The organism is Paeniglutamicibacter sp. Y32M11 (assembly GCF_019285735.1).
Classification (GTDB): domain Bacteria; phylum Actinomycetota; class Actinomycetes; order Actinomycetales; family Micrococcaceae; genus Paeniglutamicibacter.
Map to the genome: position 1 here is coordinate 385180 of NZ_CP079107.1, position 21111 is coordinate 406290.

At 61.0% G+C, this 21111-nt stretch carries 17 protein-coding genes and 1 tRNA gene; 6 read left to right on the top strand and 12 right to left on the bottom strand.

The genetic code is table 11. The features are described 5' to 3' along the window. Positions 1 to 153 precede the first annotated feature (153 nt). Entirely contained in the window at positions 154 to 726 is a 573-nt protein-coding gene (locus KUF55_RS01735; protein WP_132364516.1) for a YdeI family protein, read from the top strand. Here KUF55_RS01735 and KUF55_RS01740 read toward each other — a convergent pair. Further along, positions 723 to 1469, bottom strand: coding sequence for a glutamine amidotransferase (locus tag KUF55_RS01740; RefSeq protein WP_218817808.1), 747 nt, complete (start codon positions 1467 to 1469; stop codon positions 723 to 725). The two genes, KUF55_RS01735 and KUF55_RS01740, sit on opposite strands and share 4 nt — an antisense overlap. Before the next feature lie 174 nt (positions 1470 to 1643). On the opposite strand from KUF55_RS01740, the gene KUF55_RS01745 reads away from it, so the two are divergent. Then, a complete protein-coding gene (locus tag KUF55_RS01745) occupies positions 1644 to 2423 on the top strand; it encodes an SDR family NAD(P)-dependent oxidoreductase (RefSeq protein WP_218817809.1) in 780 nt (259 codons plus the stop codon). A gap of 45 nt (positions 2424 to 2468) precedes the next feature. Here the strand turns inward: KUF55_RS01745 and KUF55_RS01750 are convergent, their stop codons facing one another. After that, positions 2469 to 3245 carry a DUF1684 domain-containing protein gene (locus KUF55_RS01750; protein ID WP_132364522.1) on the bottom strand — a complete coding sequence of 259 codons (777 nt, stop codon included), beginning with the start codon at positions 3243 to 3245 and terminating at the stop codon, positions 2469 to 2471. 104 nt (positions 3246 to 3349) lie between these two features. Here KUF55_RS01750 and KUF55_RS01755 point away from each other — a divergent pair, with 104 nt between their 5' ends. Next, on the top strand, positions 3350 to 3655 hold the full coding sequence (locus tag KUF55_RS01755) for a hypothetical protein (protein WP_132364524.1): 306 nt from the start codon (positions 3350 to 3352) through the stop codon (positions 3653 to 3655). A gap of 18 nt (positions 3656 to 3673) precedes the next feature. Here the strand turns inward: KUF55_RS01755 and KUF55_RS01760 are convergent, their stop codons facing one another. From KUF55_RS01760 to KUF55_RS01780, 5 genes are all read right to left on the bottom strand, one after another. Further along, a complete protein-coding gene (locus tag KUF55_RS01760) occupies positions 3674 to 5647 on the bottom strand; it encodes a hypothetical protein (RefSeq protein ID WP_218817810.1) in 1974 nt (657 codons plus the stop codon). 176 nt (positions 5648 to 5823) lie between these two features. After that, the gene (locus KUF55_RS01765) at positions 5824 to 6897 is read right to left on the bottom strand and encodes a pseudouridine synthase (RefSeq protein ID WP_255557422.1); all 1074 of its coding nucleotides are present in this window, start codon (positions 6895 to 6897) and stop codon (positions 5824 to 5826) included. A 19-nt stretch (positions 6898 to 6916) separates the two neighbouring features. After that, positions 6917 to 7774: a DNA-formamidopyrimidine glycosylase family protein gene (locus tag KUF55_RS01770; protein WP_370630978.1), complete on the bottom strand. Its 858-nt coding sequence runs from the start codon at positions 7772 to 7774 to the stop codon at positions 6917 to 6919. 97 nt (positions 7775 to 7871) lie between these two features. Then, positions 7872 to 12755, bottom strand: a complete 4884-nt coding sequence (locus tag KUF55_RS01775) for an ATP-dependent helicase (RefSeq protein ID WP_218817813.1) — start codon at positions 12753 to 12755, stop codon at positions 7872 to 7874. 57 nt (positions 12756 to 12812) lie between these two features. After that, a complete protein-coding gene (locus KUF55_RS01780; RefSeq protein ID WP_210149969.1) occupies positions 12813 to 13271 on the bottom strand; it encodes a 23S rRNA (pseudouridine(1915)-N(3))-methyltransferase RlmH in 459 nt (152 codons plus the stop codon). Between the two features lie 111 nt (positions 13272 to 13382). Between KUF55_RS01780 and KUF55_RS01785 the strand changes: the two genes are divergently transcribed. Next, positions 13383 to 14087, top strand: coding sequence for a phosphatase PAP2 family protein (locus KUF55_RS01785; protein WP_218817814.1), 705 nt, complete (start codon positions 13383 to 13385; stop codon positions 14085 to 14087). 449 nt (positions 14088 to 14536) lie between these two features. On the opposite strand, the gene KUF55_RS01790 is transcribed toward KUF55_RS01785, so the two are convergent. After that, a complete protein-coding gene (locus tag KUF55_RS01790; protein WP_218817815.1) occupies positions 14537 to 15073 on the bottom strand; it encodes a GNAT family N-acetyltransferase in 537 nt (178 codons plus the stop codon). Positions 15074 to 15501: 428 nt separating this feature from the next. Next, positions 15502 to 15592, bottom strand: a tRNA-Ser gene (locus KUF55_RS01795). 70 nt (positions 15593 to 15662) lie between these two features. Between KUF55_RS01795 and KUF55_RS01800 the strand changes: the two genes are divergently transcribed. After that, a complete protein-coding gene (locus KUF55_RS01800) occupies positions 15663 to 16901 on the top strand; it encodes a DNA glycosylase AlkZ-like family protein (RefSeq protein ID WP_218817816.1) in 1239 nt (412 codons plus the stop codon). Positions 16902 to 16913: 12 nt separating this feature from the next. Here the strand turns inward: KUF55_RS01800 and tadA are convergent, their stop codons facing one another. Beyond that, entirely contained in the window at positions 16914 to 17369 is a 456-nt protein-coding gene (tadA, locus tag KUF55_RS01805; RefSeq protein WP_218818671.1) for a tRNA adenosine(34) deaminase TadA, read from the bottom strand. Positions 17370 to 17734: 365 nt separating this feature from the next. Between tadA and upp the strand changes: the two genes are divergently transcribed. Next, the gene (gene upp, locus KUF55_RS01810) at positions 17735 to 18373 is read left to right on the top strand and encodes a uracil phosphoribosyltransferase (protein WP_132364544.1); all 639 of its coding nucleotides are present in this window, start codon (positions 17735 to 17737) and stop codon (positions 18371 to 18373) included. 101 nt (positions 18374 to 18474) lie between these two features. On the opposite strand, the gene KUF55_RS01815 is transcribed toward upp, so the two are convergent. After that, entirely contained in the window at positions 18475 to 20079 is a 1605-nt protein-coding gene (locus KUF55_RS01815; RefSeq protein ID WP_218817817.1) for a cell wall metabolism sensor histidine kinase WalK, read from the bottom strand. Further along, positions 20076 to 20816, bottom strand: a complete 741-nt coding sequence (locus KUF55_RS01820; protein ID WP_132364548.1) for a response regulator transcription factor — start codon at positions 20814 to 20816, stop codon at positions 20076 to 20078. The genes KUF55_RS01815 and KUF55_RS01820 overlap by 4 nt, the downstream gene beginning before the upstream one ends. Between the last annotated feature and the right edge of the window lie 295 nt (positions 20817 to 21111).

Consider the following 21111-nt stretch of genomic DNA (forward strand, 5'->3'; position numbering starts at 1 on the left):
TAGCGGTTTTGGTTCGTGATGAGGGGCGGATCGTCACGAGGGTGGGAGTCGAGGCATACCGCATGATGCATATGTCATGATCGCCGGGATTGGCCCGGCACCCAGCACGCTAGCCACTGGTGCAGTGGGCGCATGACGTGGTGGGATGATTGCATGGCAATTCTGTTGGAAGAACTTTTGGTCCCCGATGCCGCCGCTTGGCGAGCATGGTTAAGCGAGCATCACGCGAATCATCCCGGCGTACGCCTGGTTCTACACAAAAAGGGCGGCACTACCACCGAACTCACCTATGCTCAGGCGGTGGATCAGGCGCTCTGTTTTGGCTGGATTGATGGACAACGCACCGGCCGTGATGAACACAGCCATTACAACCGTTTTACCCCGAGGACTGCTCGGAGCAAGTGGTCGGTCAGGAACGTGGCCAACATTAAGCGACTCAGCGAACTGGGTCTGCTGGCACCGTCCGGCCTCGCCGCCGTAGAGGCCGCACAAGCCGATGGCCGTTGGGATGACGCGTATGAGGGGCAAGCGACGGCAAAACTGCCACAAGATTTCCTTGATGCGGTGGAGGGGCATCCGAGAGCGCAGGAAAAACTTCAAACGCTCAGCGGAGCCGAACGTTTCGCCATCTATTACCGGCTACACACCGTTAAGGGCGCCGATACCCGGCAAAAGAAAATCGCCGGTTATCTCGCGCGACTCGACGCTGGCGAGGGAATTCTTTAGACCGAGGGCCCGTAGCGCTGCACGAAGTTACCCAGGACCAACGACGGCCATTGCACCCGTGCACTCAAGGCCTCGTCATGTAACCGTTGGGCCTCGTGCGGTGGGAAGTACCCGGCATCACGATAAATGAGGATCCGCTGGGCCAATCCCTGTGGATCAAGTTCGGGGTGGAACTGCGTGGCATAGAGGTTGGTCTTGACGCGGAACATCTGTACCGGGCATGCGGCCGATTCCGCCAGCAATATCGCCGTCGAGGGCAGACTCGAAACGGCCTCCTTGTGCCCAACAAAGGCATCAAACTCCGCGGGGAGCCCGGTCAGCAGTGGATCGTTTTGCCCCTGTGTCGTCAGCCGGATATGTGACGTGCCCACGGGTTCGCCGTATCGTCGATCGATCAGTGCGCCCTGATGTGCGCCTAACGTTCCCACGCCATAACATGCGCCAAGAAACGGGAAGTCATCGTGAACCAGCACATCAAGGAGTCTGGACAGGTCTGATTCGCACCGCAACTGAAGATCCGATTTCAGTAGCGGATCCTCCGAGGTGTTAAAGGGGCTGCCTCCCAAGATGACGCCGGGACAATGCTCTAACCCCAGTGTCGCAATCTCACCCAGTGGTTCCCGGTCGAGTCGGATCACGCGCAGCGCATCGGCGGGTAGACCGCTGGCGGCCAGCAGCCCACGGACCTCGTCGGAAGCAGCAAGATCATGTTCTCGCGTGGAAATAAAGATGAAACGCCCCATCTCTGCAGTCTACGACGCAAGCCTTACCTGGACGGAGAAATTACCCCTTCTGTCGTGGACGTTCTCGGACTAGTCTGGAACCAGTTAATGGGCGCTAACTCAACCCGGCAAGCTGAGATTGCTTTCCGAAAGAACAGCCAGCGCCAGAAGCCTCGAGGACAAGGACTAAGCAACATGCTCATCACCGACTCGGTTGCACTCATCACCGGTGGCGCCTCAGGCCTTGGAGCCGCCACCGCTCGCGCACTATACGCCGCCGGGGCCAGCGTGGTCCTGGTCGATTTGCCCTCATCAAAGGGCGAAGAAGCGGCCGCAGCACTGGGTGAACGCGCCAGATTTGTACCGGCGGATGTCACCAACGAGGAGCAGGTGAGGGCCGCGATCGCCGTTGCCGCTGAATTGGGCAGCCTTCGCATCGCGGTGAACTGTGCCGGGGTCGCCACCCCGGGCAAGGTGCTCGGTCGCGAGGGAGTACTCCCGCTGGCCAATTTCGAGAAGGTCATTGCCATCAACCTCACCGGCACCTTCAACGTGGTGCGCTTGGTCGCCGAAGCCATGGCAGCAACCGAACCGGTCATTGATCCGCTCACCGGCACCGCGGAGCGCGGCGTCATCATCAATACCGCCTCCGTGGCGGCCTTTGATGGGCAAATCGGTCAGCCGGCATATTCTGCCTCCAAGGGCGCTGTCGCGGCCATGACCCTTCCCCTGGCCCGCGAACTTGCCCGCCATTACATTCGTGTCATGACTATCGCCCCGGGCATCTTCGAGACGCCGATGATGGCCTCGCTCTCCGCGGAGGCACAAGCCTCCCTGGGGGCCCAGGTGCCGCACCCGGCACGGCTGGGCAAACCCGAAGAGTATGCGGCTCTGGTGGGGCACATCCTAGCCAACCAGATGCTTAACGGCGAAACCATCAGACTTGACGGAGCCATCCGCATGGGGCCGAAATAGCGACAGCGCGTTTCCTGACACGGTTCGGGGGAGCTGAGCGTCTGCTCAGCGCGGCAGCAGCTCTCCAGCCTTGACCCTTTGATTCAGCCGGTTTGCCTCGACGGGTGCTGGGCATACGGCGTGGGGCGAGAAAGCCATCGGATAGTTCAGGGTGCGATTAAAGTCGATGGTCACAGATCCGTCGGCGGCCGGCGCCTTGACCGTGACAAAGCGCCAGGCCGCTGTCTGCTCACCATTGGTGAGATCTCTAAAGTCTAGGGTGAGTGACCCGTCAACGTTTTGCGAGGCGGCTAGCACTTCACGCTGTCCGCCCAGTACGAAGTTGACCTCTCCCACCAGCTCTGTCTTGAGTTTGGTGTCCGGGCGGAAGCTATCAATGGGAACCACCTTCGGCGCATGGAAGGCAGTGTACTGGCCGGGGACGATGAAGTCAGGATCGTAGGGGAATATCGGCACCCCGGTGAAGGCCTTAAGTCGGGGATGGGTGCGTTCACGGGTGCGAATCATGTATCGCCCGTCCCTGACCCCCAGCTCCACCAGCGTGTCACCATGACGAACAAAGTGCATGGATTCATCCTCGTGCAGTGATTGCACCAGAGTCCCCGATACGGGGTCACCATCCGCTGTTGTTACGCAATCCTCAGCGTCAAAGGTGGCATGGGCGGAGGTTCCGCTTGCGCTCCAATATCCGGGTAGCAAGTCCAGTTTTCCCGGCACGTCGGGAAGCCATTGATAGCTGCTGAGCGAAAGCCAGCCGTAGGGAACGGCAAGGCCCTCTTCGCGTAGGCGACGCCACTGTGTGAATTCTATTGGTGCACTCATTGAATCAGTTTCCCACTATTACCGCAGCAGTGTCAGCAGGTGAAAATGGTGTCCACCCGGCCTTGGGCCTGTGGAGCTTCGGGGCACGCACTAGGCTTGTTTTTATGCCTTCCTACCGCGCGCAGTTGAACATCATGGGTCTTCGGCCCGGGCACGCCCCCGAAGCGGTCATGGACAGAGCCGTAGCTTCGCTGGCTGTGACTCACCACGTAGATGCCAACCAGCTCGATGTTGTTGCCGGGGTTCCTCGGATCACCGTGCGCTACACCGTAGAAGAAGACGGCAACCCGGATGGGCAAGCCATCACCAGCGCCGCAGCGATGCGAGCGGCGGTGGAGACCGTGGCTATCAGTGAAAGACTGGTGGTGTTGCGTCGTACTCGGGGACGCTGGATCACCCTGCGCCGTTAGCCCAGGGGGTACAAAGACTTAATCGAAGTCGGTGGGTTTGCCGCGGGCGGCACGGTGTTCGGCATGGTGAATCTGGTAACGCCGGTTTTCCGTGGCGAGAAGCGCCACGAAGCAGGCCATGCCAGCAAGGATCGCAATCCAGATGGAGCTGTGCGAACCCACGGCTCGCGGCACTAACAGCCAGAACATGCCCCAGCTAAAGCCGATGGCTAGGATGATGCGCCCGCGTTCGGTCATCGCCAGGGCCACCGCCGCGTATCCCGTGGCGATGACGAGGATTGGTGCCACCCAGATCACTGCCCAGCCGGCACCCCAAGACTGCAAAATCGAGGCGAAACTTGATGCGGTCACCACCAGCGTGAATCCGGTCATCAGGCTGATGGGCGCATCGGTCAACATTCGCTCACGGTGGTTCCGTGCGGTCTTCTCGTTCAATCCGCGCACCGCGGTGTACAGGAACCAGCAACTTGCGGCGGAGAAAACGAAGGCGGGCAACAACCAGTCATTAATGGCACTGATCATCCAGAGAGTGGCCGCCACGAGGGCCAGGGTAAAGGGCAGCCCGATGAGACGTTGGCGTACCGCCGAGCGTTGTGTGGCTGTCCACGAATAGGCCGAGGCCAATGCCGACCACACAAAAATTAGGGGCCACAACAGATGCGCACTCGGTGCCGTGGACAGCAGTGAATAGTTTGACCCCAAGGACTCCACTGACCCGGAGGCCAAGGTGCTCAGGCAGATCAATGACACAACGCTCGCCCCCACCGCAGTAATGGTGAGCAGTATGCGGCGACGTTTGTCTGCCGGAACTTCTTCCGGGTTCTCGCCGGTCTCCGGCAACGCATAGGGAGCCTCGTATACTGGCTCAACCGTTGCTTGCTGATTGTCGATGGCCGCCTTGGCGCTGGCGACTAGTTCCGCTAGCTGCTCCGCGCCCATGGGTTGGCTAGAGTCGCGCATTTTCGATCGCTGCCCATCACCGAGGGCCGAATCATCCCACCGAGTGGCAGACTCTCCCGGTGCCTGTCCGGCATTGGGTGCGGAGTCCAGATTTCCTGCATGAAGCTCGGTTTCGGGATCTTCACTAAATTCTGTGGCGGCAGCAAGCTGGGCTTCTTCAGCCAACGCGGCGTCGATTGCCGCTTGGGTGGCGGCTGCCGTTTTGACCTTTTCTGCGAGCTCCGCGTCGGCGGCTGCCTTGGCTTCGGCCGCGATTCGGGCGTTTTCTGCGAGCTCCGCGTCGATTGCCGCTTGTGCCTCGGCTTGCGCTTTGGCCTTTTCTGCTGCCTCGGCGTCGGACCGGGCCTTTGCTGCGGCCTCGCGTGCGATTGCTTCTTCTCGAGCCACTCGTGCAGCCTCGCGTTTGGCAGCCTCAGCCGCGGCTTCCGCACGGGCGACCTCGACCAACCGATTGCGTTCCTTGAGCTCTGCGGCCTTGGCCCGTTCAACGCGCTGTTCCTGCCAGCGCTGCTTGAGCGTTGAGGGAGCCGCGTAAATCTTGTCGCCCAGCTTTTCCCATGCGGGATTGGGTAGGGAATCGAGCCAGCCGTTGATGGCAGCGAAACCGCCGGACATGGCGGCTTTCTTCTCGTCCGCATTGGCCATGGATTTGGAAGAGGATTTAGCACCTGTCGGAGCTTCTTTGCTCGCGAGGTGGTGAAGTGGCGCATCGGCGCGGTCCGGGTTCGCAGATCCCTTGATCAAGGAGTTGATCGAGTCGGGCTCGGTGGTGTGCTGGCGTGGAACGGGGTGCGAGATGCGTTGCGAAACATGTTCCTCGGCACCGACCGGTGCATCGGGGGAGGATTCCTCGTTGGCCCGGACCAGGTCGGTGGGGGCCGATGCCTCGGAAGGCGCCGTTTTAGTACTCTTTTTCGTGAAGCCGTTGGCAGCAGCGTCATTGACTGGCCCGGGGGCCTTGTCTGGCTGTTTAGGATGAGGCAGTTCCGATTCCTGAGGTGCGGAGGAGGTCCATGTATCGGAATTACTCATTGTCGTCTCCTTCGTCGCCACCACGGCTGTTTGAGCCACTGCCCATGCGATGGCTTCCAGCGTACCGAAAACAACATCTCGATGTCCGATTCCCACACTTGATTACTTAACCGGTCAGGATTCGGTCTGCCGGTGAGTGGACGGCTCGGAGTCGGTCGTGCCTCAATTGCTATTGATCAGGCCGGAGATTCCGCGAGTTCGAGGGCGGAGGTATAGCTCACCGGTTCCCCGGAGATCGGGTCGATGAAGGAAATGCTACGCGCCAGCAATTGCAGCGGGCGGGCGTAATCGTCGGCAGCAAAATCCATGAGCGTGGGGTAGAAGGGGTCGTTGAGGATCCCGAGTCCTAGCGCGGCGAGATGCACACGAAGTTGGTGAGTCTTCCCCGAATGTGGGCTCAGCCTGAACTTTGCAACCCGAAGGCCAGCAAAATGCCCCGCGGAGACCCCGGTACCGAGTAACTCGATGCGTGATTCGGCATTAGGTTTCCCCTCCTCGACGAGTGAACGCAGCTGACCCTTGATCTTGCTCATCCGATTGGTGTACACCACCGGTTCGCGGGACAGCGCCTCGAGTCGATCGGCTAGTTCGGCCGCCGTGAGCAGGTGATTACCGGGCCCCGCGCGATGATCAACAGCATTTCCACTGCGTTCCTCGGCGCTTCCGCCGAGCCCACCGACTCCCAGCACCTCGCCGGCGGGTCGTCCCGCGACCGGAACCAGCGCGGAAACCGCCTCATAAGTTTTGGATATTTCGCGGCGCTCAAACAGGGTTTGGTAGGCGCCCCTAGTTTCCGGGTTCGTCGAAAAAAGCAGGATTCCTGCCGTTGCCCGGTCTAAACGATGCATCGGGATTAATTCCGGGTTGCCGACCCGGTTGCGCAGACGCACCAGCGCCGATTCCTGAATAAAACGGCCACCCGGGGTGGTGGGTAGGAAATGTGGCTTGTCGATCACCAGCAAATTTTCATCATGGTGCAGGATCGACTCGACGAACGGGATAGGTTCCTCGGCCGGCAGATTGCGGTAGTACCAAATGAATTCGTGTTCGCCCAGCGGGGTGTGCTCGTCGAGAACCACTCCGTGAAGACCCACCACCTCACCATTTTTGAAGCGGCGGGTAATGCCCTGGGCATCAACGTGCCCAAAGCGGTGCAGCATGTAGGCGCAGACCGTGTCCCATGTTCCATGCGACGGCACACGCAGACGGGTTGCATTAACGCCGTTACGCACGGGAAGCGGGGAGATCATGGCCATGCCCACCAGTCTTTCACGGGTGGTTGCGGTCGGATTCCCCCATGCGCACCGTGGAGGCTTGGCAGGAGGCGCAGAAGTAGATGTCGCGCTCGGCGCTGCGATCCGATTCTGCCAGCGACTCCTTGCTTAGTATTCCCCCGCAGCGCATGCACGCTTGACCCCCGCGTCCGTAGACCCAATAGGGATTCATCCCATCGGCGCCGGTGGTCACTCGCCTGGCCCGGTCCTTGTTGGCGTTCAGTAATCGATGCGCCAAATCCACCAGATGGTGCAGGTCCTCAACCTCTCCGGTGGCGGTGCGGGGATGGACGCGGGCCACAAAAAGTAGCTCCGAACGATACACATTGCCCAGGCCGCACATGAGTCGCTGGTCCAGCAGGGCCAAACCAATGGGTCGCAGGGGTTCGGCGAGCAACCGGCGCACGGCCTCGTCGGGGTCCCATGAATGTCCCAGAGGGTCGGGGCCTAGATGCCCAATGACCTCCACCTCTTCATTGGTGCGAAGCACATGCAAGAAACCAAGATCAAAGCCCACGGCGGTGAAGGCGGTATTGCCCAGCACCGCGCGAGCCTTAAAGGCCGGTGATCGCCAACGCTCGCCGGTGGCATAAACGTCCCAATGACCCTCCATGAGTAAATGCGAATGGATGCTCAGGGGCGGGGCGGAAACCCGTTCCGGGGGTCGCGTGCGAATGAGTAGATGCTTTCCGCGTGAAACGACCGATTCGACCATCCAGTCCACCAAAGACAAGGTGGCATGGGCAGGTACACGAAAATCGCTCACGCTCAGGACCCTGCCCGCGAGGGCTGCCTCTAAACGACGGGCCGTGCGAAATACTGTGTCCCCTTCGGGCATCGTGAAAACCACCATTCCAACTAGAGAGGAGCACCGGCTCAAGTGATCAGGTGATCCTAGTCACCTAGCCTAGCCGGTGAGGGTGGACGGTGGGTGGAATATTCAAAATTGGTTAGGCCCTAAACCGCAAACCACTAGGAGTCGAGTAGAAGCCAGCGTGGCGAAGCGCGGAACCAAGCGGTGAATCGATGATGGGCTGACCATTGATCTTCTCGATGCCCAATTTGCCGATCGAACCCCGGCGCAACACCGCCACCAGCTCCGTGGCGATCGCATCCAGTAGGGCGGGATCCGCCGGCGCCGTCTCAACACCGATGCTCGGGGACAAAGAACTAAAGCCCAGGACCGTCTTTCCGCCGCGTTCCACATAAAGGGCCAGCGCCCCATCTACCAGCACCACCAAGGCCCCTGCCTTGCGTCCCGGGCGATGCCCGCCGGCCGCGTCGGGCCAGCTCAGGGCGGCCCCATAGGGGTTGGCCGGGTCGGTGGCAGCCAGTCCAAGCGCCATGGGAAGGTGTCCGCCATCGTCCTGCCGCACCAACGAACGCAACCTGTCGATGGTGGATGAGGTGGAGAATTGGGCGGCTCCGAGTCGCTCAACAAAGTAACCACGGCGAGTGTGCCCGGCCTCCTCTAATCTTCCCAAAACCCGGTACAGCTGGCCGAAACCGCCGGGCACCGATTCGGCGGCCACCGACCCACGAGTGATCACGCCGTAGCGTTCGAGCAGAAATTCTGCCGCCGCGTGCGCCCTAATGGTGGGATCCGCCAGCGGGGCCGGCAAGGCTGCCCAACGTCCCGAGGCGCTCTCGGGAGCCGGGCGCCGCCCGGAAAGTTCGATGCCCGCATCCTGACGACCGGCTCGCAGCATGGCCATGCGGCCCAACCTGGCGGTACGGGCTCGCGGTGCCTGTGCCGGTGCCCGGTGGGCATTTTTGCCCCCGGAAAGAAGCTGGCGCAGCGGTCCCAGCGTGTCGGGGGACGCCGCCGACGCCCAGAACAATTCCCAGAGCGCCTCAAGCACGAGTGCGGAGGAGGGCTCGGCCGTATCGTGGTTACCCGGTAACCCGTCGGGGTCCGGTAACCGAGCGCTCAGCTGAGCCAATTGCGGGACGAAGTAGGCGCCGGAGGAGCCCAATACGCCCAACAACTTGGAGGCCAATGCCGAGAAGGTGGAGGTATCGGGCAGGGGCAGACTCAGCGGGGCATTCTCGAACGTATGCAGTGCCACCCATCCGTCATTGCCGGCTAGGGCTCCGGCTCCGGAGACCAAAACCTCACCGGCACTCATCAGCTCATCAAGCATCCAGGGCTGGTAGTCGCGAACCCGGGCGGGCAAGATGTGGGATTCCAGTGCGGAGGCAGGGACCGGGACACCGGCCAGCTGCTCCACCACGGCCATCACACCGTCCAATCCGTGCAGCCCGGCTCCGATGCCCTGCCAGGAGGGGAGGAACCTAGCAAACGTGTCCTGATCCACCGGTTCAACCTCGGCACGAAGTGCGGCCAAGGACCGCGAGCGGATCATCCGCAGCACCGCAGCGTCACAGTACTCGGTGGCACTGATGCCTGGCGACGGAGCCTGATCCAACATTTCGGCCGGTCGGAAGGCCCCCACCATGACCCTGGTATCTGCCACCAAGCGCTCCAAGACGGAGGTGGTCACCGCGACTCCCAGCCCCAGCGCCACGGAAACATCGTGGGCGGTGAAGGGGCCGTGGGTACGGGCATAGCGGGACACCAGATCTCCCACCGGATCGGCCACCGGTTCAATGAAGGCCAGTGGCACCCCGTGCGGCAGCGGAACACCCAGTCCATCGCGCAGGCGCGGGGCATCCTCGATCGCGGCATAAACGTCACGACCACCCAGACGCACGGCTAAGGCCCGGTTGCCGCGCACCAGCGCCTCGAGGTAGGTGCCGGCCGCGGTGAGCAGATCCGTCGACGAATCGACCTCGGGGTTCAGCCGTGCCGCGACCTCGTGCGGTTCCAGCGGGCCAAGCAGACGCAGCAAATCCGCGGTGCCTTCGAGCCCGGTCAATTTGCGGTTCTCCGCTACCCGCTGCAACTCGTCCTGGGTGCGGGCGATGACTCCGGCGTCCAGCAGTTCGCGCAGCTCGGTACGGCCCAATAATTCGTTCAGGAGCGCCGGGTCCAGGGATAACGCGGCGGCGCGGCGTTCGGCCAGCGGTGAGTCACCCTCGTAGAGGAACTGCGCGACGTAACCAAAGAGCAGAGATTGGGCGAAGGGTGAGGGCAAACGTGTCTGCACCTCACGCACCGCGATGCCGCGCGACGCCACCTGCCCCAGCAGGCTTTTGAGCGATGGAAGGTCATAAACGTCGTTGAGGCACTCGCGTACGGTTTCCAAAATGATCGGGAAATCCGGGTATTTGCGGGCGACATCCAAGAGTTGGGCACTGCGTTGGCGCTGTTGCCACAACGGGGTGCGTTTGCCCGGGCTGGTGCGCGGCAGCAAGAGGGCCCGGGCCGCGCACTCACGGAAACGCGCGGCGAACAGCGCCGAGTTACCCACCTGCGCGGTGATGAGATCCTCGATTTCCTCGGGTTCAAAGGCAAAAAGCTCGGCACCGGGCGGCTCATCATCCATGGCCGGGACGCGCAGCACAATCCCGTCATCCGCCGCCATTGAGGAACCATCAAGCCCATAACGCTCGTGCAGCCGGGCCCCCACGGCCAGCGCCCACGGCGCATGGACCGGCAGTCCAAAGGGTGAGTGCAGGATGACTCGCCAGTCACCCAGCTCATCAACAAAGCGCTCCACCACCAGCGTCTTGTCGCTTGGCACCACGGAGGTAGCCTCCGCCTGAGCGCTGAGGTAGTTCAGCAGGTTCCCCGCGGCGAAGTCATCCAGTCCGATGCCCGCCAATTCCTCCCGGGCGGCACTCTGCCCGGACTGGACCAAGGATGCGGTGAACGCACCAAGGGCAGCACCGAGTTCCACGGGCCTGCCTTGGGAATCTCCCTTCCAGAACGGCAGTTTTCCGGGCTGCCCAAAGGCGGGAGAGACCAGCACTCGATCGTGCGTAATGTCCTCGATCTTCCAGCTGGTTGCCCCCAAGGCAAAGACATCCCCCACCCGGGATTCGTAGACCATTTCCTCATCCAGCTCGCCCACGCGGCGTCCGCCCTTGGAACCTGAACTTTCTTCGGAACCGATGAGGTAGACCCCGAAGAGCCCGCGATCGGGGATGGTGCCGCCGCTGATCACCGCCAAGCGTTGGGCCCCTGGCCGCCCGGTGAGCACTCCGGCGTCCCGGTCCCAGACGATGCGTGGGCGCAGCTGGGCAAATTCGTCCGAGGGGTATTTGCCCGCCAACATTTCCAGCGTCGCGGTGAATGCTGCCCGCGGCAGCGAGGCGTACGGAGCGGAGCGCCGGACGGTCTCAAACCAGGCCTCGACACCAACGTCTTCGAGGGCACACGCGGCCAGGGTCTGTTGCGCCAGCACATCCAACGGGTTCGCGGGGATGTGTAACTTCTCAATCTTTCCCTCGCGCATGCGTGAGACGGTCAACGCGGTGGCCAGCAGGTCAGCTCGGTGCTTGGGGAAGAAGGTTCCGGTGGAGGTCTCCCCGACCTGGTGCCCGGCCCTTCCGACGCGCTGCAGGCCGGAGGCCACCGACGGTGGGGATTCGACCTGGATCACCAGATCCACCAGTCCCATGTCGATACCCAGTTCCAGGGAACTGGTGGCCACCACGGCGCGTAACACCCCGGTCTTCAAATCGTCCTCGATGGTGGCCCTGGTTTCCTTGGACACCGACCCATGGTGGGCACGAGCCAGCGGGATCACCGCCCCGGGCTGATCCGCCGGGAGACTGGTTGCGCTCATGCCCGCCTGCGCCATCATGGCCGCGGGCATTCCCGTGCCCGGTTGCACGCGCGTCACAGTGGTTCCGGCGCTCGGCTCGGCTCCCGGAGGTTCGATGCCGTTGGGCACCAGAACAGCTTCGGTGGTTGATGCCGCTACCCGAGTTTCATGAATCTCATTCAGCCGGCCGGTGAGCCGCTCAGCCAGCCGACGCGAGTTGGCAAAAACAATGGTCGAGCGGTTTGCCTCGATCAAATCGACGATTTGCTCTTCAACGTGTGGCCAGATGCTCGCTTGCGGAGCCAGCCCGGACCCGGGGCCCAAATCGTGGGCCGCCGCGGCGGCGGGTAAATCGGTCATATCTTCGACCGGGACGCGAACGCTCAGATCCCACGTTTTGGTGATGGGTGGGGCAATGATGCTCACCGGGGCGTTGCCGCCCAAGAATCGAGCGACCTCCTCGCGCGGCTCTACGGTGGCCGAGAGTCCGATGCGCTGGGCCGGGGTTGCCAATAGGTCATCAAGGCGTTCAAGAGATAAAGCCAGGTGGGCGCCGCGCTTGGTACCGGCTACCGCGTGCACCTCATCGAGGATGACGGTATGAACCTGCGACAGCGATTCGCGGGCCTTGGAGGTCAGCATCAGATAGAGCGACTCCGGGGTGGTGATGAGGATATCCGGCGGATGGGTCACCAATTTGCGGCGCTCATTGGCCGGGGTATCGCCGGAACGCACGCCCACCGAAACCTGAGGAATCGCGAGACCCAGATGCGCGGCGGTGGCTTTGATGCCAACCAACGGCGCCCGTAGGTTGCGTTCGACGTCCACGCCGAGAGCCTTCAACGGTGAAATGTAGAGCACTCGTGTTCCGCCGGAGCCGGTGGTCTTTGACGTCGCAGGAAGCTGCTCCTGGAGGCCCGGCAACGCCGAATCCATGATGTCGGTGGCAGTCCGGGCAAAGGAATCCAGCGCCCAAAGGAAGGCAGAGAGTGTTTTGCCGGATCCGGTGGGTGCGACGACCAACGCATGACGCTGCGTGGAGATGGCGTCCCAAGCCCCGATTTGAGCTGGTGTCGGCGCGGCGAAGGCACCCTCGAACCAAGCTCTCGTTGCGGGAGTGAACCGCTCTAGGACGTGCGTCGCATCAGCATTTTTTGCCATTGTCCCCAGCCTAAACGGTGACCGCGTCAATTGGGGAAAAGAGATTTGCGCGTCGAACTAAACGTGGTGGTACTTGCCGCCTCCGGCAATTTCCTGCGCGCGGTACAGCTGCTCTGTAAGGATCAGGCGCACCAATTGATGGGGGAAGACCAGCTTGGACAGGCTCCACACAAAATCGGCGCGGGCATGGACGGTGTCATCTACGCCGTAAGCACCGCCGATCACCACGGTGATGTTGCGTGAGGTGTCTAAGGGACGCTGCAGAGTCTTGGCCAGCGCGGGGGAGTCAATGTTCTTTCCACGCTCATCCAACAGCACCAAAAAGTCGCGTGTATCAACCTTGGCCAGAATTCGTTCTGATTCCTCGGTGCGTGCCGAATCGCCCTCTCTCGACGAGTGCGACAGCAGCTGCCACTTGATGTCGAAAGGCTTTTTCATGCGCTTTTCGTAGCGTTCGATTCCCTCATCGACCCAAGATTCATGTTTTTTGCCGACGGCCAGCACGCGAATTGTCATGTACCCATCTTCCCGTATCTCATGCTGCGAGGCCTGCATCGGGGTCAGCCTAGATGTCGGTGTGGATCGAGTATCAGTGCTTCCCCAGACGCGGGCACTAGGCTTTCTAGCATGAGTTCACCGCGCCGTCCCACAAAGAACGGCCAACGGGCCGGCTCCATCCTAGTTTTTTGTCTGGCCATAGTTTTGGGCCTTTTTGCCGTGGCACGGAGGCTGTGGGTTTCGGTTGCCGCCGGGGGAGTGCCCCATGAGTGGGACATTCCATTGCTCGAGTGGATGGAATCCCACCGGACGCCTTTCGCAACGACGGTGGCGTGGGTGTTTAGTTCCGTGGGCGACACCTTGGGCATGACCATACTGTCGCTGTGCGTTATTGGCCTTTTCTTCTTGCGCAGCCACAGCCTGTGGCCCGGTGCGCTCATTGCCCTGACAGCGGCCGGTTCGGTATCGCTGACGGTGGTGCTGAAAAATGTTTGGGGTAGGGCGCGACCCCCACTGGATGACGCACTATTGCCGATACCCGCCTCCTATTCGTTCCCGAGCGGGCACACGCTGAACTCCGTGGCGATCTTAGGAGTCATCGGGTATCTGGCTTTCCTCATTCTGCAAAGCCAATGGGCCAGAATTGTGGCGCTGTCTAGCTTGGGGTGCCTCGCAGTGGGCGTGGGATGGAGCCGGATCTATCTGGGGCACCATTGGCTGACCGATGTCGGCGGTGGGTTACTGATCGGTGGATGTTGGGCCGCGGTGGTGATCATCATGCACCACTTTGTGTTGGTGAAGAACCGGCGCACCATCGGGTGGTTGCGGTTATAGGATTTTCCGTTTTTGGGGGTCCTCTTGTTCCCAAAATCGTCGTCCACTAACGCCTCGGCCTCGGGCGTAGGCTGGCGCGGATCAGAGTAAGAGCTCGGCGGTTCCCGAGATGGCCGACGTGAGGAATATGACCGCGCTGATGAGTAGCATCCAGTCCGTAAACGTATACAACGCGAGCCTTCTCGCCACACGGTTGCGAGGCAGTGGCCTTCCTCTGCGGTGGGCCGGTTCATCGCGAGTCGGCTTCTCTTTTCCATGGGAGTAGATAATCACCGCCGCAAGTCCAATGGATACACCCCACGAGATCATCAGATCCATTAACGAAGTCCTTTATCGGTTAGTTAAACTCAACCCTAGCCGGTCGTCCTCGTGCGCTAGGAGACTTGCTCGGCGAGTGAATATCGGTGTCTGACCTCAACGAAAGCTTCTCTCCCCAACCCCTATGCGGATCATTCGATGCGGGAATACATATACATATCCTTCCGCTGCCCACCGACTTCCTGCCAGCTACGGAGTAACCCTTCGCGTGTGTAGCCGCAGCGTTCCGCAGCTCGCCAAGATCCTTCATTCCAAGGCTCAACGTAAAGTTCCAGCCGGTGTATTTCGGGCCGGCAAAGACCCCACCGCGAGATGGCGTCTAGGGCAGTAGAAACAATTCTCTTGTTTCGATGACGAGGACCAATCCAGTAGCCGATGCTGGCACGGCCTTGATCGGCATTTTTCAGCCACAATCCGATCTGGCCCACTGCTTGATCAGAGCCTGCATCGGAGATGGCGAAGGAGTATCCGGATCGATCCACAAGTCGATGATGCTGACGATCAATGAATTCACGTATTTGGTCGTCCGTACCGGTGGCAGGAACTGTCGTAATCAGGGGAATCAGCGGATCGGTCGAAGCGTCTCGAATTAGCTCGGCATCCTCTGCCTTGAATGGCCGTAAACGATACGCCACGGCCTGCACGATGGGCTGACTTAACGGTTCCATTGGGAAAGCCTAACGGTGCCGGCGGTGAATGGTTCCTGCGCATCCTTGATGCGGAGGAACCCGTAGCGATCGGCCAGAGCCCAGTGGGCGATTCAGGCGGGACGGTTCCCACCACGGCTCAGACCCGTTGGTTTGTACGCGGATAGTCTCCGGGTGGACCAAAATTCCATCAGGTCAGCTCCCTGCATATAGGTCAGAAAGTGTGTCCGCGATGGGCCTACTTCCCAACCGTCAGCGCGGCCAGAAGGACTGCTCGAGTCGAACGGTTCGGTGAGTGGGCTTTCGCGGATGACCACGTTGCCGTTGAGTTCTTCATCCATACTACAAATAGGCCCAGACACCCTTGTGTCCTATAAGCCCAACGGCACACCACGTCGTGTTAACGACTGAAGGGTTTGGATTCCTTGCGGAATCCAAACCCTTCATACTGGCGGTGACGGAGGGATTTGAACCCTCGGTACGGGGTTACCGTACACAACATTTCGAGTGTTGCACCTTCGGCCGCTCGGACACGTCACCAGACCAGAACACTCTACCGGGTAAATGGCCCACAACAAAAACGAGTGGTCCCTCGGGGCAGAATGTACCCATGAGCACCTCACACGTTGTCGCCCGAATCGAACCGGACAAACTGACCGCGGAGCTACTGCGCGCCTGGTCGTGGCACCGGCAGGGGCTGGACGGGCGGATGGCTGGCCTCACGGCCCCCGCCGTCCTAGACACTGTGGGTTGGGCGCGGTCGGTCGGTGGTGCAAACGCCTACCTCACGTTATTTGCCCGGGCCGGCATCGGACGAGCCGAGGCCGATGCCGCGCTCGCCGAGCAAGAAATCCACGAGCTACCCACCGCACGGGGTTGCACCTACGTCCTGCCCGCCTCCGGCTACGCCTGGGGGCTGCAAATCGGGCATTCCTCGGCCGAGGCAGCCGTGAAAGTCCTGATGCGACTGGGTGTGGAGCGCTCGGAAATCGAGAGCCTATCCCAAGAGGTATTACAAGTCCTACGCGGCATACGAGGTACCGATGCCGAGGCCATGGACCCGCGAGGACTGAAAAAAATCCTGGGCGACAAGGTCCGCAACCTGGGTGACGAAGGCAAGAAAAAGGGTGCCAGCACCACGCTGCCGGCAGCCCTTGGACTGTTACAGGCCGACGGGCGAATACGCCGCGTGCCGGTAAATGGGCGACTGGACCAACAACGCTATTCCTACGTGGCCTGGGAACTGGAAGGTACCGGGGAATCCGACGACGTGGTGCGGGCCAGAATGCTCGAGCGGTTCCTCAGGTGGACCGGCGGGGCAACCCTAGGTCAGATCCGGTGGTTCACCGCCTTCACGGTGGCTCAGACCAAGGCTGCACTTGCTGCGGTGGGTGCCGTAGAAATCGATACAGCGGCTGGCGACCAGTTGTGGCTGCGACCAGCCGACGTGAAGGCATTGACAGCTTTCGAGGCGCCGTCGGCCGAGGATATCCAGCTGCTGTCGGGTTCGGATTCTTTGGTGCTATTGCGCCGTAATTCCGCTGATCTCTTTGATGAAGCGGGCAAAATCGCGGTGGCCGGCATGAGTGGCTCCGCGCTCGCCGCAGACTTATCTGATCATCCGATCCTCGATCGAGGTCGGATCATTGGATTGTGGCAGTACGATCCGGAGAATTCCCGTATTGCCTGGTGGACGTTTGACCCCGCGAGTCCTGCGGTACGTGAACGAATCGGTCAGGTCGAACAGTGGATCACCGAAGATTTGGCAGACTTTCGCTCGTTCAGCCTGGATTCGCCCACATCGCGAGCTAAGGACATTGCCAAGCTGGATGCGCGGCGGCTCGCCTAGGCCACGAGGCTATTAATCTTGGCGCCGTGCGCGGAAGAAATCGGTGAGCAAGCGTCCGCACTCTTCCTCGCGGACACCCGGATAAACCTCGACCCAGTGGTTGAGACGAGGCTCGCGCAGGATATCGAACACCGAGCCGACGGCGCCCGCCTTCTCATCCCAGGCGCCGAACACAACCCGGGGGATACGCGAAAGGACAATGGCTCCGGCGCACATGGCGCAAGGTTCCAAGGTGACCACTAGAGTGCAGTCTTCCAGACGCCAACCGTCATCACCCCCTGCCTCACGCAGTGCCCGGGCAGCGGCGCGGATGGCCACCAGCTCGGCGTGGGCGGTGGGGTCTCCATGAGCCTCGCGTTCGTTCCGGCCGGTGGCCAGCACCTTGGCGTCGGGGCCAATGACCACCGCGCCGATGGGAACATCTCCGGTCGTAAGGGCCGCCCGGGCCTCGACGAGGGCAAGGTTCATCAGCTCACTGTGGCTGGTTCGTTGAGGAATCACTGTGCCAACTTTAGTTTGGCCGCGAGCGGAAGCGTAGTTTGGCAGCTGGTGCACTGGCGTGGTGAAGGTAAAAGTTCAGCTTCGGGCCGCGGCGAAGTCCGGAGCCGCGGCGGTGGCCACACCGAGGTGGATGCTCGCGGCCAGTTTCTTGATGGCTGCGGCGGGGATTCTGCTGCTAGTCATGAGTGCGCGCATTCGCTGATTTTTCGCCCTAGGCTGCGTTGGTAATCAGTTCTTCGCCGGTCCGACAATCGAAACAATGGCGGGAATCACCCGATGTCCGAGCACAAAAACCGGGGAAGAGGGGGCCGTGGGCTGGTAGATTTTGGAGCATGCGCGTACAGGTAATCGACCACCCATTGGTGGCCCATAAGGTATCGGTCCTCCGAGATAAGAACACCCCTTCGCCGGTCTTCCGGCAGCTGACCGACGAGTTGGTGACCTTGCTGGCGTACGAAGCCACCCGCGACGTCAAGACTGTCAAGATTCAGGTTGAGACTCCGGTCGCGACCACGACCGGTATTGCCTTCGCTAAGCCCACCCCGTTGGTGGTGCCGATCCTGCGTGCCGGCTTGGGCATGCTTGAGGGCATGACGCGTCTGGTGCCGACCGCAGAAGTTGGTTTCCTGGGCATGGCCCGCAACGAGGAAACCCTGGACATCATCACCTATGCCGAGCGTCTTCCCTCGGATCTGACCGGACGCCAGGTCTTCGTCCTGGATCCGATGTTGGCCACCGGCGGAACCTTGATCGAATCGATCAAGTTCCTCTTTGACCGCGGGGCCGAAGATGTCACGTGCATTTGCCTGATTGCCGCTCCCGAGGGCCTTGCCCGTCTGGAAGAGGCCTACGGCGATAACGACAAGGTCCACCTCGTCCTGGCTTCCTTGGATGAGAAGCTGGACGAGAAGTCCTACATCGTTCCGGGTCTGGGCGATGCCGGAGACCGCCTCTACGGCGTAGCGCACTAACTCAGAGCCACTGTGGCTTAGAGGCGTCGGGCCGGCAGCAGAACCGAAGATTCTGTTGCCGGCCCGACGCCTTTTTGTGTGCCCGAAGGCTACGGCCTCGCCTAGAGGGCGGTGCCCTTGGGCTGGCTCGATCGTTTTGTTGGGTTCTTTAATGCGGATGATAGGACTGGATTGACCGCGGGTTTCTGCGGTTCGGGAAGCGGCAACCGGATCTCAAAAACGGTGTTGCCCGGGGTGGAAGACACTGTGATGGTTCCATCATGGGATTCAACGATGGCCTTGGCGATCGGCAGTCCCAGCCCGGTGGTGCCATCGGCTCCGGAACGAGCAGTGTCCGCACGGGTGAAGCGCTTAAACACTTGGGGTAAGAAGGCCTGGGTAATGCCCTCCCCGGTGTCATGGACCTGGAGCACTGCTTGATGAGTCGAGTTGTCCCGTTTGAGGCTCACCGTGACGGTGTTACCGGCGGAGGTATGTTTGCGGGCGTTGGCGAGCAGGTTGGTGATGACCCGCCGGAGCGAGGAGGAATCCGCACTCACCACGAGGGGAGTGGCGGGGAGTCGTGTTTGCCAATGGTGATCGGTCGCCGTGATCCGGAAATCTTCCGTGATGTCGCCAGCTAGTTTGCCGAGGTCCACATCGGTCTTCTTCACCTGGTGCTTTTCATCCAAGCGGGCCAGCAGCAGGAGGTTCTCCACCAGTGAACTCATGCGGGCGCTCTGTTCCAGCACGCGTATCAGCGAGCGCTGCCCATCGTCGGAGAAATGCTCGGTAGCACTGATGAGCTCGGTGTACCCCCGGATGGCCGAGAGCGGCGTGCGCAGTTCATGAGAAGCATCGGCAACAAACTGGCGCATTTGCGCCTCGGATTCTTCGCGTGCGGCAAAGGCCGTGGCAACGTTATCCAGCAATGCGTTTAACGCGTTGCCCACATCCCCGGATTCGGTGCCGGGAATCGAATCTTCCTCGGCGACCCGTGCGTCCAGGGCCAGCGTACCGGTTTCGAGCTGTGCCGTGGCCACCGAAGATGCCACGGCGGAGACACGTCGAAGGGGAGCCATCGAATGGCGAATGATCATTGAACCGATCAACCCGGTGGCTATCAGCCCGGCGAACGAGATAAATACCGTCATCCATCCGAGGGAGGCAAGAGTGCGCGCATTGGGGTCCAGTGGCAGGCCGGTGATCAGGGTTCCGGAACCCTTAGGATCTGATTTGGCGACCAACAAATAGTCACCAATGCTCAATTCTCGTTTGGCAGGTGGCGCGTCAACAACCAAGGTGGACAGCGGGAGGGCGTCGTCTCCGACTATGTTGTTCCGCTGCCCGGTTTTCATGTCCAAGACACCACCGGAAAATAGCAGACCGGATTCGATCTTGGCGTTGAGGGTTCCCGAAGCTTGGCCGGGGGCGAAGAGCGGAGTTCCGCTGTTGCCCTTTGACTGGCTCAGTGAGTATGTGGCGGCGCGTTCGGAAGCGTAAGCCAGCTGCTCATTAAGTTGGGCAGATAAGGTTTGGCGCATGCCGGCGTTGATGAGCAACCCGATGACCGTGCAGACCAGCGCCAGCAAACAGACGACGGCTAAGAGCAGCCGGCGTTGCAGGGTCATGGGTGTCCGGTCTCGGGTAGCTGAACTAGCGGGGAAGAAATCCTGGATTTCACCATGCTCAGATGCCTCGGGTTTCGGTGTTGCTGAAGTGCTCATGAGGCAGGTTTGAGCATGTATCCGGCGCCACGAACGGTGTGGATCATGGGTGATGCGTCGGCTTCGATCTTCTTACGCAGGTAGGAGATATACAACTCAACAATGTTGGCCTGGCCGCCGAAGTCGTAGTGCCAGACGTTGTCGAGGATCTGCGATTTAGAGACGACTCGGCGGGCATTAACCATCAAGTAGGAAAGCAGGTCGAATTCGGTAGCGGTGAGATTGATGCTCACTCCGGCACGCGTCACATCGTGGGAATCGGAATTCAGGACCAGATCCCCGACAACAAGTTCCGCGCTGTCGGCAGCGGTGGCGCCGGAGCGCTCGACCAATTTGTGCAGGCGCAGCAGTACCTCTTCGAGGCTGAAGGGCTTGGCTACGTAGTCGTCGGCGCCGATGCCCAGTCCCTCAATCCGGTCTTCCACCGCGTCTTTGGCGGTCAGGAAGAGCACCGGGACCTCGGGCAGGAACGTACGCACCTTGCGCAATACTTCGGGACCTTCAAAGCCGGGCAGCATCCAGTCCAAAACGAGGACGTCTGGGGAGGACTTGCGGGCGGCTTCCACTGCGGAGGGCCCGTCATGGGCAACCGTAGCTTCCCATCCGAGCATGCGGGTACCCATGGAAACCAATTCGGCCAATGAGGGTTCGTCGTCAACGACAAGCACCTTGATGGCGGTTCCGTCCGGGTGAGTCAGTCGCGGTAGTTGCGTAGGGGAAAAACGAGAAGCAGGCATGGAATAACCTTCCCTCCGAGGTGTAGGGCGGTCCTGTGGCCCGGCTGTGAACGGGCTGTGAGACCGTGTTTCACCCAGCTTAGAGCCTCGAGTCTTCGCAAGAGCGGAGTTTGCGCCACCAACTGTTGGTAGGCCCGTTGCTTGCGGGGCGGCCCCGGTGTAGGTGCGGCAACCCGAACGATGTGAATCGATTGGATTGGACAAATTGCGCGGTCTGGAAGAATTTATAGGTCATTCCGCTTTGTTTGTATCTGACACGTCACCGATCTGTACAATGTGATGATCGACACGTTAA